The sequence below is a fragment of the Streptococcus raffinosi genome (assembly GCF_030284685.1).
Lineage (GTDB): Bacteria > Bacillota > Bacilli > Lactobacillales > Streptococcaceae > Streptococcus > Streptococcus raffinosi.
The window spans coordinates 69,314-82,393 of the sequence record NZ_JASUZV010000007.1 but is presented as its reverse complement, the minus strand read 5'-3'; the positions used below and the strand labels follow the sequence as shown (position 1 = coordinate 82,393).

Below are 13,080 nucleotides of genomic sequence, written 5' to 3'. Positions count from 1 at the left end.
ATGTTTCCAACCTTTGACTCATTATTATGGCAACGATACAGGTCCGTATTTCTTAAAGATCATATGAATTATCGATACATTAAAAAATACTAACTATATGTCAATTACATTACAATTGTGATATAATAGCCTTAAGCTTTTGAATTGAATAAAGGAGATTTTATTGAGTATTAAGAACAGTATCGGATTAAGAATAAAAACTGAGCGTGAAAGTCAACAGATGTCACGTGAAGTACTCTGTTTAGATGGTAAGAAGTTGACCGTTCGCCAGTTAATTCGTATTGAAAAAGGAGAGTCTCTCCCTTCTTTGGATAAATTATCCTACATAGCAAAACGTCTGGGGAAAAGCATGGCTGACTTATTGGATCATGACAGGATTGAAATTCCTGATACTTACTATGAGATGAAAAATCGTTTAATAAAGTTCCCAACGTACGGAGATAAGGAGAGAGTTAAACAGAAGTTGGATCTTATTGAAGATGTGTATGATCAATTCTTTGATATTCTTCCAGAAGAGGAACTATTGACTCTAGATATTCTCGAAAATATATTGAGTTTTACCAGTTGGGAGGAGAGACCTAAAGTCGAAGAAATCTATGAAGATTTGTTTGAACAAGTCAAAAGAAAGAAGAAGTTTTCAACTAATGATTTGTTAGTTATTGATTATTATTTCTATCATCTTTATGGGAGAAAGCAGTATGATAAAAAGATTTTTGACAGAATAGCAAATAGAGTATTAAGTCAAAACATCCCAACGGATGATGCTTATAATATTGCCTTATTTAATGATTTGATGGCTATAGCTGCTTTAAAGATTTCTCATGAGTCCTTCTCAGATTTCTTAACAGTAATAGATAAACTTTTAGCTGTCATAGAAAAATCACAGTTTCATAGTTACAAACCAGGTGTTTATATTTTAGAAGCTAAGTATGAGCTTATACATAATGGGAACAAGAAAAAAGCTGCTGAAAACTATGATAAGGCTATAATGTTTGCGTCGGTTTTAGAAGATTCCGTTTTGGAAGAAAAGACTCGAGCAGAGAAAGCGGCAGATGGTTTGTAAACAACTGAGTAGTGACATTTATGTCACTACTTTTTTTATAGTTAAACGTTTATCATATAGTTAATAAAAATATTAAGGAGTTTAATTTTGAAAAACTTAAGAAAATTTTTAGTATTACTTATTGCAGCAGCACCATTCTTCATTATTTATTATTAAATAGGAGTCACCATGTCAAAATATCCATATATTTCTCAGGTTGATCAGCGTGATTGTGGTGTAGCTGCCTTGGCCATGATTCTTAAAAACTATGGTTCATCTTATAGTTTGGCTTATTTGAGGGAGTTGGCTCAGACTTCTCGTGAAGGCACTTCTGCGCTTGGCTTGGTTGAAGCAGCCAAGCAGTTGGGTCTTGAAACGCAAGCTATTCGTACGGATTTAGACTTGTTTAAACAAGAAAATCTATCTTATCCTTTTATTGCACATGTGGTTAAGGATGGTGGTCTTCAACATTATTATACGGTGTTTGGTCAAGCCAAGGGTCAGGTCGTCGTTGGTGATCCAGATCCTAGCAAGAAGGTCATTAAAATGTCACTAGAAGATTTTGACAAGGAATGGACAGGGGTTGCTCTATTTTTTGAACCAGGAGAAACCTACATTAAATATAAGGAAGAGGTACCTGGTCTCCTTTCATTCTTACCAATTTTATTTCGTCGTAAGGGATTGATAGCAGTCATTGTTTTGCTGAGTTTTCTAGTGACGCTTGTTAATATTATTGGTTCTTATTATTTGCAGTCTATGATAGACCGCTTGATTCCTCAAGAAGACTATTCTCTTCTGACCATGATTTCTCTAGGCTTGTGTATCGCTTATCTAGCTCAACAAGTTTTTACTTTCTTCAAAGATTATCTATTGCATCGATTGGGTAATTACTTGTCCATTGCGGTCATCCTTCCTTATATCAAGCATGTGCTTTCTTTGCCCATTAGTTTCTTTAGTTCACGTCGTACTGGGGAAATCACGTCACGTTTTGGAGACGCCAACACCATTATCGATGCCTTGGCTTCAACTATTTTATCGATTTTCTTAGATGTGACCATTGTGATGACTCTAGCTGTGGCTCTCATTTTACAAAACCCTTCGCTTTTTGCGATGACTTTAACTGTAGTACCTCTCTATATTTTGATTATTCTAGCTTTCTATAAGCTTTTTGAGAAGGAAAATTATCAGTTGATGGAGGCAAACAGTCAAGTCAATACCGCCGTTATTGATGATTTGAGAGGCATTGAAACGCTAAAATCTTTAAGAGTTGAAGAGAGACGTTATCGAGAAATTGAGGTGAAATTCCATGACTACTTGAAGAAGTCCTTGTCTAAGGCCAAGTGGCAATTAACACAAGATGGTTTAAAGACTGGGGTTCAGCTAGTTTCCAATGTCTTTATCCTCTGGTATGGAGCGCAATTGGTCATGGAAGGACAGCTATCTGCTGGTCAGTTGATTACCTATAATATGTTGCTGAATTATTTTACAACTCCTTTAATTAATATTATCAATCTCCAATCCAAAATTCAGCAGGCCAAGGTAGCCAATAATCGTCTTCAAGAAGTTTATGTTGTGGATAAGGAAGAAAAAGGAAAACTCAAGGATTTGACCTTTAAGCAATTAACTCTCAGAGGTGTTAGCCATCGTTTCAGTTATCAGCAAGAGACTCTTAGTGATGTTGATTTGACCATTAACAAGGGTGAGAAGATTGCTCTCATGGGGCAGAGTGGGTCTGGAAAAACAACTTTGGCTAAAATTTTGTCGGGCTATTATACAAGGTCTGCTGGACATGTTTGTCTGGATAAAAGTGCCATTAGTCATGCAGAGTTACGTCAATTGGTGACCTATGTCCCCCAGCAAACCTATGTGTTTACGGGAACCATTTTAGAAAATCTGCTATTAGGATTTGAAGGAGAAGTTGATGAGAAAAAACTTCTTAAAGTTTGCCAACAAGCTGATATCTTAGACGATATTCAAAAAATGCCACTAGGCTTTCAGACCCAAGTATCTGAAGATGGAGGCCTCTCTGGTGGTCAAAAACAGAGGTTAGCGATAGCAAGGGCTCTCTTGTCTAAACAACCTATCTTGATTTTTGATGAAGCGACCAGCGGTCTAGATAGTGATACAGAGAACAGGGTGTTGACTAATCTTACTAAAATGAAACGAACAGTGATTTTCATTGCTCACCGAGCCAGTGTCCGTCAGCATGTTAGTCGCATAGTAACCATGACTAACGGACAGGTCGAAGGAGATAGTCCTATTTTCAATCCATTTCAGTTTATTTAAAAAATTTCCTTACTTATATGAAAAAAACTTAAGAAGTCTAACATTTCACATCTTGCACCTATAAAGTTTCTATAGTATACTGTTAACATCATACTAAGAGGTGTAAACATGTTAGAGGCATATAAAAATTTTTGGTTAGGCTATCTCGATTTTTATGGTCGTACAAAACGATCAGACTATTGGTGGGTAGTCTTGATTAATGGCGTTATCGGTAGCTTGATTTTCCTACTGATGGACTTACTTGGGCAAACAAAAGCTGCTGGCTTTACATTGACGGCTTTCATTTTATTCATAGCAGCAACGGCACTTCCTACGATTGCAATTCAGATTCGTCGTCTACGTGATGCTGATTTTAATGTTGCTTGGATAGTTTTAAAGGCAACTCCTTTAACGGTAGCTCTCTGGGTAATGTACGCCTTCCCAACAAGAAATTCAAAATAACTCCAATGAAAAAAAGGAGTGAGACTAGGAAATCTAGTTTCACTCCTTTTTCTTATAAAATAAAGCTACCTAAGAGGCTAACGAGGGTAAAGCTGATAGTCGCATAAAAGATGGCTAGACGAGTTGTTTGAATGGGTTTATAAAGTCTAATAAGCGTAAGGATACACCAAACGAAGAGCACGGTCACAAACCATCCTGACAGTAAGCGACGTGGTGTAATGCCATAAAGTGCAATATAGACCCCAAAGAGTTTCCAACCAGCGATAAGGGCAAAGAGGCTAGTAAAAGTAAAGAGTAGAGTACTAATCCAACGGAGTCCTTTGTGGTTAAAGATATTTTCTTTTGAGTAAAGATAGAGTCCCACTAAGACACCAAAATTCAGAATAGAAACGCGAACCAATTGCCAGAAGCCCTGAACAGCCATATGTGAGGCTTGGTGGGCTGGGATATTGACTTGGTTGAGAGAAAGGAGTTCTCCCATTTGACTTGTGGCAGTGAGTAAAAATAGGGCATAAGTGAAGCAGAGACTTCCAATCACAATATAAGCTGCCAGTTTTGGGAAAAGACGGGTCTTTTTGAGACTAGTTTCAAGTTGAGTTTGACTGAGTGGCTTATCCTTGGCTAAATAGACTGCAGCCAGTTGAGCAAAAAGTCCCAAAGCTAGAGGAATACTTGAAAGCAAACGGAAGATGATTAGGCCACTGTTTTCGAAGTGAATGTTGAAGTTAAACAAAGTAGCAAGTGTCTGGAAAACTTGTTTCCAAAGTTGTCCGAAAGCAGGTAATACCTGACTGAGCTGGCTGGCAGCAAATACAGTAAGTATCAAGGCTACAAAAATAATAACTAAAATCATCCCCTTATGGAGCTGGCGGTTGTGTCGCTCTTCTATAGAAAGTTCTTGCTTAGGTCTTGTTTTATAGGGGAGTGTAAAAACTCCAAGGAAAAAATATTTCAGAGGGAAGAGGCAGCTAGTGTAGATGAGGTCTATCCAAACCATAATTCCCAGTCTATCCTGGCTACTTTGTCCAGTTCGTGCCATTAAATAAAGTAGAAAACTGGCATGAAGGCAGAGCATTTGAGCACTTTCCCAACTGTCGTGTAGTCCCCAAAGACTTATTTGCAGACCTTGTAGGAGGCTAGTAGTCATAAATATTCCTGATTCAAGACGCATTCCTCTCTTTTCTTTTCCTGCCAGTAAACGACAGCCAAGTTCGACAGTCATTATGAGTACAATTATTGCCGGTAAGGCAAAAGAAAGATTGGTAAGATAAGTAACATAGAAGAAGCAGGCGACAAGTAAACCGATAATCAAGCTCTTGAGTTTCCAGATGTCTTTTGGTGAAAGATGTTTCAAGAGTTTTTTTGTTTTGGTTTGCAGACTTTCCTCTTCGTAGGGATACTCCTGAGAGACTACCTGTAAATCGGTATTGCAGTTATTTGTTTCCATCATAATTCTCCTTTAGATTTTAAATCCAAAGAAGACTTTATCATAAAAAATGAAGATAATTGTTACGCAACCGTAAAATTACTAAAAATAGGTCTATGGACTTAGGACTAGAGAAGGAGAGAGGAATAAAACGCCACCATAAAAATTTTTCTCACACGAGATGATAGAATCTGGCTGATGATTGGCAGTATCTTTCTCATTCGAAAATAGTGTTTGCCTAATTTATAAATGGTTTGTCCACCTTCAACCGAAATAGTACAAGGAATCATTTTACTTGATGGTCAAATGATGGTCAAAAGTGACGCTATTTTTTGACATTTTATGTGAGATTGAGGCTTACAGTGATGTTGCAAAAATTCTGAAAATTCGTTGACATGTGTTGTCAAAGTAGTATGATATTAACATAAAAGAAATTTAGGAGGTTCTTATGTTAGGTGTCATCCTACTCTATGTTGGCATGGTTTTAATGAGTAATGGATTTCATCGCTTGGAAGGGATTCCCGACAAATCAAATGTTGTCATGAATATCTTTACAGGTGGTTTGGGATTGATTCTCAATATTATTGTCATTGCTTATGGGGCCTGCACAGGAAAAGGTGCTGACTGGTTTTATGGTAGTGCCACAGGTCTTTTGTTTGCTTTTACCTATCTTTATTCAGCTATCAATACGATTTTTGATTTTGATCAACGTTTGTACGGCTGGTTTAGTTTATTTGTGGCAATTAATACGATACCAGCAGGGATTCTTTGCTTAACATCTGGATATGGTGGTAATGCTTGGTATGGTATTATTTGGTTCTTGTGGGGTATTCTATGGCTAACTGCCTTTATTGAAATTAACCTTAAGAAGGACCTAGGGAAATTTGTTCCTTACCTAGCTATTTTTGAAGGAATTGTAACAGCTTGGATTCCAGGGCTTTTGATGCTTTGGGGCAAATGGTAAGCATTGATTTAAGGAGGAAAAACGATGCAATTGACAATGCGTGAGCAGGAAAAAATGATGATTAGTCTTGCGGCTATGATTGCTCAACGACGTAAAGATAAAGGAATCAAATTGAATCACCCGGAAGCAGTCGCTTTGATTACAGATTATGTACTTGAAGGTGCAAGAGAAGGTAAGACGGTTGCTCAATTGATGGATGAAGCTCGTAATCTCTTAACACGTGAAGATGTTATGGAGGGAATTGCGGAAATGATTCCAATGATTCAAGTTGAAGCTACTTTTACAGACAGTACAAAATTGGTTACTGTTCATGATCCTATTCAGTAAGGAGAAAATGTAATGATTCCAGGTGAATACCATGTGGCGAGTGAGCCAATTGATTATAATGGTGGTTATGAGGCCATTAGTCTTGAAGTGAAAAATGTGGGTGACCGTGCTGCCCAAGTAGGGTCTCACTATCATTTTTACGAAGCAAACGAAGCTGGTCTTCAATTTGACCGTGAAAAAGCACGAGGCAAACGTCTAGATATTCCAGCAGGTACAGCCATTCGTTTCGAACCAGGTGAAACGAAAACAGTGCAACTTATTGACTTTGGAGGCAAACGTCGTATTTTTGGTTTCAATAACAAAGTCAATGGTTTCTTAGACTAGAAAGAGGGCAGATAGATGAGTTTTAAAATGGATCGTAAAGAGTATGCTCAACACTATGGACCAACTGTAGGAGATAGCGTACGTCTTGGAGATACCAATCTTTTTGCAGCCATTGAAAAAGACTTCACAGTATATGGACAGGAGTCTAAGTTCGGTGGTGGTAAAGTTTTGCGTGATGGTATGGGTGTCAGTGCTACGGAAACACGTGAAAATCCATCAGTTGTGGACACGATTATTACAGGTGCAACCATCATTGACTATACAGGAATTATTAAAGCGGATATCGGTATTCGTGGTGGTAAGATTGTAGCTATCGGTCGAGGTGGTAACCCAGATACAATGGACAATGTGGACTTTGTTGTGGGCGCTAGTACAGAAGCCATTGCAGCAGAAGGTTTGATTGTGACTGCTGGTGGTATTGACCTTCACGTACACTATATTTCTGCTGACCTTCCTGAATTTGGTTTGGATAATGGAATCACAACCCTCTTTGGTGGTGGTACTGGTCCTGCCGACGGAAGTAATGCAACAACATGTACGCCAGGTAAGTTCCACATTACTCGTATGTTGCAAGCTGTTGATGATATGCCTGCTAACTTTGGTTTTCTCGCTAAAGGTGTTGGTTCTGAAACTGAAGTGGTTGAAGAGCAAATCAAGGCAGGTGCAGCAGGTATTAAGACACACGAAGACTGGGGTGCAACCTACGCAGGAATTGATAATTCTCTTAAAGTTGCGGATAAATACGATGTTTCCTTTGCGGTCCATACCGACTCTTTGAATGAAGGTGGATTCATGGAAAACACTCTTGAGTCTTTCCAAGGCCGTACTGTTCATACCTTCCACACCGAAGGTTCAGGTGGTGGACACGCTCCAGATATCATGGTCTTTGCTGGTAAAGAAAATATTTTGCCATCATCAACTAACCCAACTAACCCATACACCACAAATGCTATTGGTGAGTTGTTAGATATGGTTATGGTTTGTCACCACTTGGATCCAAAAATTCCAGAAGACGTTTCTTTTGCGGAATCACGTGTCCGTAAGCAAACAGTGGCCGCAGAAGATGTCCTTCACGATATGGGTGCCCTTAGTATCATGACTTCAGATGCCATGGCAATGGGACGTGTCGGTGAGGTTGCTATGCGTTGTTGGCAACTAGCTGATAAGATGAAGGCTCAACGTGGTCCACTTGAAGGGGATTCAGAGTTTAACGACAATAACCGTATCAAACGTTATGTGGCTAAATATACTATTAACCCTGCTATCACTAATGGTATTGCAGACTATATTGGTTCTGTAGAAGTTGGTAAATTTGCGGATCTTGTTATCTGGGAGCCAGCTCAATTTGGTGCAAAACCTAAATTGGTGCTTAAGGGTGGTATGTTAACTTACGGTGTTATGGGTGACGCTGGTTCAAGTCTTCCAACACCTCAACCACGTATCATGCGTAAATTATATGGTGCATATGGTCAAGCGGTTCACCAAACAAATCTTACATTTGTCTCTCAATATGCTTATGATCACGGTATCAAAGAAGAAATTGGTTTGAATAAGATAGTTCTTCCGGTTAAGAATACACGTAACTTGACTAAGCGTGATATGAAACTTAATGATTACGCTCCAAAAACAATCCGTATTGACCCACAGACCTTTGATGTCTTTATCGATGATGAATTAGTGACTTGTGAACCAATCCATACGACATCATTGTCTCAACGTTATTTCTTGTTCTAAGAAAGAGTGTCATATAAATGAGGCTGGAATATTTCCTCCAACCTCTTTTGTATTTTACGGCGAAAACGGTTTTAGTGCTTCCTTAAAGCGCTAACTGACTTTGATGCAGTTTTTAAATGTAATAGAAAAGGAAAAAGTATGATTTTTACAAAAGTAGATGCTCTTGTTAAAGATATTGATGTTGATAAATATCATATTGAAACAGTCATTCTTTCAAGTGATGATCTTAATAAAAAAATTATTCGTGTGAAAAGCGACCACGGCAATGAATTTGGTATTCGTCTTGATAAGGGGCAAAAATTGCAAAATGGCTCTGCCTTTTTCATTGATGACCATCATGTTTTGGCGATTGGTGTTGAATCACAGGATTTGATTGTCATTTCTCCTAAAGATATGGATGAAATGGGAATTACAGCTCACATTCTTGGGAATACTCATAAACCAATTGAGGTGAAAGATGCCAAGATTTATTTGGAAGTTGACCCTGTTGTAGAGCAAGTATTGACTCAAAAAGACATTGCCTACACGATTGAGGAAGTGGTCCTTGACAAACCCCTTCGTCACGTGAATTTGACTGCCCATGAACATTAATCCTTTTGCTAACGTGTCTTTGCGAGACTATCTTGAAATTGTTCAAATTGTTGATTCAACCTTTCCAATTGGATCATTTAACCATTCTTTTGGGATGGAAAATTATCTGCGTGAAGATACTGTAACAGATGATAAGGGCTATGAGGAATGGCAAGAGGCTTATTTAGATAGCCAATTTAAGTATGGTGAAGGGCTTGTGATTAAGCTAGTCTATGATGCCATGGCTTCTGATGATTTGGCTCAAGTTTGGCAATATGATAAGACTTTGACTGTTTCGACGCAAGCGCGTGAAACCAGACAAGGAACGAAGATGATTGCTAAGCAAATGTTGCGCCTGATTCAAAGACTTCATGCTATTCCAGTATTGGATGACTATCAGTCCAAAATACGTAAGGGTGAGGTTTATGGCAATCCTGCTATTGTCTTTGCGCTTTATGTCTTCAACAAGGGGATTGGTTGCAGTGAGGCCATAGCCCTTTATGGCTATAGCGTTATCTCGACTATGGTTCAAAATGCTGTTCGTGCCATTCCCCTTGGACAATTTGCTGGACAAGAGATCGTTTTACGTAGCTTTTCACAATTAGAACACATAACACAAGCCATTCAAGAGCTGGATGCGTCCTACCTTGGGGCCAATACACCTGGTCTTGAATTAGCTCAGATGAAACATGAAACTCAGGTGTTCCGCCTATTCATGTCTTAGAATATTAACAAGGTTGAGAGGAAAAAACAATGACAAAACGTACTGTAATTATTGGAGTTGGTGGGCCTGTTGGTTCAGGGAAGACTCTTTTGCTTGAACGTCTCACACGACGTATGTCTGACCTAAATTTAGCGGTTATTACCAACGATATTTATACCAAAGAAGACGCCCTTTTCTTGGCGAAAAATTCAAGCCTAGATGAAGACCGTATCATCGGTGTAGAAACTGGTGGATGTCCTCATACTGCGATTCGTGAGGATGCTTCTATGAACTTTGAAGCGATTGAAACCCTTCAAGAACGCTTCAACCATGATTTGGATGTTATCTTCCTTGAAAGTGGTGGAGACAACTTGGCTGCGACATTTAGCCCTGACTTGGTTGATTTCACTATTTACATTATTGACGTTGCTCAGGGTGAAAAAATTCCTCGTAAGGCTGGTCAAGGGATGATTAAGAGTGACCTCTTCTTGATTAACAAGACTGACCTTGCACCTTATGTTGGAGCTAACCTCGACCGTATGCGTGAAGATACCCTTCATTTCCGTAACGAGGATTCTTTCATTTTCACAAATCTGAATAATGAAGATAATGTCAAGGAAGTAGAAACATGGATTCGTAAGAATTTCCTACTAGAGGATTTGTAAGATGACGCAAACATATGATGGTTTTGTCCATCTTGGTTTTTCGAATCGAAATGGTCGCACAATCTCTCATAAGAAATACCAAGAAGGTAACTCTCGAGTGTCAGCGGATAATTCAGATGCCAATGGTGTCCCTTATTATTTTCTCATTAATATGGGTGGGGGATTTGTTGAGGGTGAACAGTATCAAGTAACGATTGATGTTAATAAGGATGCTCATGCCCTAGTGACAACCCAAACACCGACTTATGTTTACAAGTGTGAAAAGGGGCAGTTAACGCAACAGAATACGTCTATCACACTTGAAGAAGAGAGTTATTTGGAGTATATGGCTGATGAAGTGATTCCTTATTTAAAATCACGCTATTTTCAAACAAGTCGTATTGATATGGATAAGTCTGCCCACTTGATTTATTCAGATGGTGTGACGGCAGGTTGGTCTCACGAGGATCTACCATTCCAATACCATTATTTTCGTAATTTGACACGGATTTACCAAGATAATGAACTTGTTTACAGTGATCAGACCCTTTTGGAACCTCAAAAGCAAGACATGTTTAAGCTTGGTTATTTTGAGGGATGGCGCAATTACAATAGTTTGGTAATGGTGTCTCCAGCTATTGACGATACCTTTGTCAAGGCTTTGCAGAAGCACTTAGAAGACTTGAATCTAGAGTCTGATTTTGCTATCTCGGCCTTGGATATTCCAGGTTTGGTTTTACGTATCTTGGGAAAGACTGCTGAAGATAATCGACGTGTGATTTATGCTTGTGCTGACTATTTCAGACGAGAAATACAAGGATTAAGTCCTTTAAATTTGAGAAAAAATGATATGAGGAGATAAAAATGCATATTCCTGAAAATTACCTAAGTCCTACGACTTGTGCAGCAATGGGAGCAGTGATGTTGCCTATTTGGTATAAGGCTGTCAAAGAAGTGAAGGTAAAGGTTAATACAGATAAGCAAACGATTCCTATGTTGGGAATTGGGACTTCCTTGTCCTTCCTTATCATGATGTTTAACCTCCCAGCACCAGGTGGAACGAGTGCTCACGCTGTTGGTGCGGTATTGATTGCTATCTTATTGGGGCCTTGGGCCTCCTGTTTAGCGGTTAGTGTTGCTCTGGCTATGCAGGCCTTACTCTTTGGTGACGGTGGTATTCTGGCTTTTGGTGCCAATACTTTTTGTATGGCTGTTGTTATGCCATTTGTAGGTTATGCTGTATATACTCTTTTGAATAAGTGGACTAAGAACAAGATAATCGCAAGTTTCTTTGGTGGCTATATTGGCATTGTGGTTGCTGCCCTGACAGTTGCTGTTTTACTTGGTATTCAGCCGATTTTCTTTAAAGATAGCAGTGGTAACCCTCTTTATAATCCGTACCCATTGTCGGTGACGATTCCAGTCATGGGTGTAACCCACCTCTTAATTGGTCTGGTAGAAGGTTTCTTCACAGCAGGTGTTCAACAATTCATTGAACGTTTAAATCTTGAGGATAATAAGCAAACGACTGTCAAAAAGCTTCGTCCTTTGTTGTTGTTTATCTTGGCGATGATTATTTTAACCCCCCTTGGTTTATTGGCCACTGGAACAGCTTTTGCTGAATGGGATGTTCAAGAGTTGGTGGAAAAATTGTCCCACTATCATGTGGTAGCTCAGGCGCCAAAAGGTATGCTCAATGGATTCTCATTTCATGCCATCTTCCCTGATTATAGTATTGCAGGAATTCCTGAAGTCTTGGGATATATCCTAAGTGCTGCGTCTGCTGTTTTGATTTCCTTTATCATCTACCGCTTGATTTTTGGTAGAAAGGTTGAAAAATGATCCTGCCAGATTGGATGTCAGAAGAGCGTCCGGAAGTGACTAAAGTTGGTAAAAATAGCTTTCTTATCCGAAATCGTCACCATTTGGAAGCTCTTATCCAAAAGTTTGAGACACACCCCGTGCCAGTTGCATCAATTTTTCATCCAACGGCTAAGGTTTTACTCCTCCTCTTGTTTCTTTTTTCAGTTGGGATTAGTCGAAACCTTACGGTCTTATGGATTCTAGCCCTAGTCTTAGGGTTTGTTGTGGCTTTCCTACCCCATTCCGTTTTAGTCAGAACCTTAAAAAAGACCATTTTATTATTGGTCTTTCCTATAATTATTTATCTGCCCCATCTCTTATTTAGTGGTGGACAAACCCTCTTTCTTTTAAGACTTCCTTTGATTGCCGTAGCCATTGCTTATTATTCAGAGACGAGTACAATAAGTGAGATGTTGGTGGCATTAAAAGGCTTGCATTTTCCTGACCTTGTTCTGCTCCAGATAGATATCACTATAAAATATATTGATGTTTTTGGGAAACAATTAATGGATTTGCTTAAAGGAATTGAGGCGCGTAGCTATGGTGGTAACCACCGTTTCCAAATTGGAAGCAATGTCTGGGGAATTCTTTACCTTAAAGCAATGCGTTATGGTGAAGAGCTCACTCAAGCCATGGAAGCACGTTGCTTTGTTGGTGAGTATGTCAAGTCATCACGGTCGTTCACATGGAAGGATTGGTTTGCCTTGATTGGATTAGTAGTAGTAATTTTAGGACAAATTCTTTTAGGAGGATGAG

The 13,080-nt window shown here is 39.0% G+C and carries 14 protein-coding genes; 13 read left to right on the top strand and 1 reads right to left on the bottom strand.

Features of this window, described 5'->3' with window-relative positions; genetic code table 11:
* Nucleotides 1-163 precede the first annotated feature (163 nt).
* From QRD39_RS06010 to QRD39_RS06000, 3 genes are all read left to right on the top strand, one after another.
* Nucleotides 164-1,063, top strand: a complete 900-nt coding sequence (locus QRD39_RS06010) for a helix-turn-helix domain-containing protein (RefSeq protein ID WP_285955976.1) — start codon at nt 164-166, stop codon at nt 1,061-1,063.
* Nucleotides 1,064-1,231: 168 nt separating this feature from the next.
* Nucleotides 1,232-3,328 carry a peptide cleavage/export ABC transporter gene (locus QRD39_RS06005; protein WP_285955975.1) on the top strand — a complete coding sequence of 699 codons (2,097 nt, stop codon included), beginning with the start codon at nt 1,232-1,234 and terminating at the stop codon, nt 3,326-3,328.
* A 108-nt stretch (nt 3,329-3,436) separates the two neighbouring features.
* On the top strand, nt 3,437-3,769 hold the full coding sequence (locus tag QRD39_RS06000) for a DUF805 domain-containing protein (RefSeq protein WP_008535848.1): 333 nt from the start codon (nt 3,437-3,439) through the stop codon (nt 3,767-3,769).
* 52 nt (nt 3,770-3,821) lie between these two features.
* On the opposite strand, the gene QRD39_RS05995 is transcribed toward QRD39_RS06000, so the two are convergent.
* Nucleotides 3,822-5,219, bottom strand: coding sequence for a DUF4153 domain-containing protein (locus tag QRD39_RS05995; protein WP_285955974.1), 1,398 nt, complete (start codon nt 5,217-5,219; stop codon nt 3,822-3,824).
* A gap of 424 nt (nt 5,220-5,643) precedes the next feature.
* Between QRD39_RS05995 and QRD39_RS05990 the strand changes: the two genes are divergently transcribed.
* The 10 genes from QRD39_RS05990 (at nt 5,644) to QRD39_RS05945 (ending at nt 13,079) form a co-directional block, all read left to right on the top strand.
* Entirely contained in the window at nt 5,644-6,159 is a 516-nt protein-coding gene (locus QRD39_RS05990; RefSeq protein ID WP_154864190.1) for an AmiS/UreI family transporter, read from the top strand.
* Nucleotides 6,160-6,183: 24 nt separating this feature from the next.
* Nucleotides 6,184-6,486 (top strand): urease subunit gamma, encoded by a 303-nt coding sequence (locus QRD39_RS05985; RefSeq protein WP_002886558.1) that lies wholly within the window; start codon nt 6,184-6,186, stop codon nt 6,484-6,486.
* A gap of 12 nt (nt 6,487-6,498) precedes the next feature.
* On the top strand, nt 6,499-6,810 hold the full coding sequence (locus QRD39_RS05980; protein WP_002886559.1) for an urease subunit beta: 312 nt from the start codon (nt 6,499-6,501) through the stop codon (nt 6,808-6,810).
* Nucleotides 6,811-6,825: 15 nt separating this feature from the next.
* The gene (gene ureC / locus QRD39_RS05975) at nt 6,826-8,544 is read left to right on the top strand and encodes an urease subunit alpha (RefSeq protein ID WP_285955973.1); all 1,719 of its coding nucleotides are present in this window, start codon (nt 6,826-6,828) and stop codon (nt 8,542-8,544) included.
* A 138-nt stretch (nt 8,545-8,682) separates the two neighbouring features.
* The gene (ureE, locus tag QRD39_RS05970; RefSeq protein WP_008535851.1) at nt 8,683-9,135 is read left to right on the top strand and encodes an urease accessory protein UreE; all 453 of its coding nucleotides are present in this window, start codon (nt 8,683-8,685) and stop codon (nt 9,133-9,135) included.
* Nucleotides 9,125-9,838: an urease accessory protein UreF gene (locus QRD39_RS05965; RefSeq protein ID WP_045768779.1), complete on the top strand. Its 714-nt coding sequence runs from the start codon at nt 9,125-9,127 to the stop codon at nt 9,836-9,838. Before ureE ends, QRD39_RS05965 begins: the two co-directional genes overlap by 11 nt.
* Nucleotides 9,839-9,867: 29 nt before the next feature.
* The gene (gene ureG, locus QRD39_RS05960; RefSeq protein ID WP_002889216.1) at nt 9,868-10,482 is read left to right on the top strand and encodes an urease accessory protein UreG; all 615 of its coding nucleotides are present in this window, start codon (nt 9,868-9,870) and stop codon (nt 10,480-10,482) included.
* Between the two features lies 1 nt (nt 10,483).
* Nucleotides 10,484-11,323: an urease accessory protein UreD gene (locus tag QRD39_RS05955; protein ID WP_285955972.1), complete on the top strand. Its 840-nt coding sequence runs from the start codon at nt 10,484-10,486 to the stop codon at nt 11,321-11,323.
* A 2-nt stretch (nt 11,324-11,325) separates the two neighbouring features.
* Nucleotides 11,326-12,303 (top strand): cobalt transporter CbiM, encoded by a 978-nt coding sequence (gene cbiM, locus QRD39_RS05950; RefSeq protein WP_285955971.1) that lies wholly within the window; start codon nt 11,326-11,328, stop codon nt 12,301-12,303.
* Nucleotides 12,300-13,079 (top strand): energy-coupling factor transporter transmembrane component T family protein, encoded by a 780-nt coding sequence (locus QRD39_RS05945; protein WP_285955970.1) that lies wholly within the window; start codon nt 12,300-12,302, stop codon nt 13,077-13,079. Before cbiM ends, QRD39_RS05945 begins: the two co-directional genes overlap by 4 nt.
* Nucleotide 13,080: the final 1 nt, after the last annotated feature.

Coding starts and splice junctions, on each gene's coding strand:
- ureE (WP_008535851.1), top strand. CDS start 8,683: ATGATTTTTACAAAAGTAGATGCTCTTGTTAAAGATATTGATGTTGAT.
- QRD39_RS05995 (WP_285955974.1), bottom strand. CDS start 5,219: ATGATGGAAACAAATAACTGCAATACCGATTTACAGGTAGTCTCTCAG.
- QRD39_RS05955 (WP_285955972.1), top strand. CDS start 10,484: ATGACGCAAACATATGATGGTTTTGTCCATCTTGGTTTTTCGAATCGA.
- QRD39_RS05990 (WP_154864190.1), top strand. CDS start 5,644: ATGTTAGGTGTCATCCTACTCTATGTTGGCATGGTTTTAATGAGTAAT.
- QRD39_RS06005 (WP_285955975.1), top strand. CDS start 1,232: ATGTCAAAATATCCATATATTTCTCAGGTTGATCAGCGTGATTGTGGT.
- QRD39_RS06000 (WP_008535848.1), top strand. CDS start 3,437: ATGTTAGAGGCATATAAAAATTTTTGGTTAGGCTATCTCGATTTTTAT.
- ureC (WP_285955973.1), top strand. CDS start 6,826: ATGAGTTTTAAAATGGATCGTAAAGAGTATGCTCAACACTATGGACCA.
- QRD39_RS05985 (WP_002886558.1), top strand. CDS start 6,184: ATGCAATTGACAATGCGTGAGCAGGAAAAAATGATGATTAGTCTTGCG.
- QRD39_RS05965 (WP_045768779.1), top strand. CDS start 9,125: ATGAACATTAATCCTTTTGCTAACGTGTCTTTGCGAGACTATCTTGAA.
- QRD39_RS05945 (WP_285955970.1), top strand. CDS start 12,300: ATGATCCTGCCAGATTGGATGTCAGAAGAGCGTCCGGAAGTGACTAAA.
- ureG (WP_002889216.1), top strand. CDS start 9,868: ATGACAAAACGTACTGTAATTATTGGAGTTGGTGGGCCTGTTGGTTCA.
- cbiM (WP_285955971.1), top strand. CDS start 11,326: ATGCATATTCCTGAAAATTACCTAAGTCCTACGACTTGTGCAGCAATG.
- QRD39_RS05980 (WP_002886559.1), top strand. CDS start 6,499: ATGATTCCAGGTGAATACCATGTGGCGAGTGAGCCAATTGATTATAAT.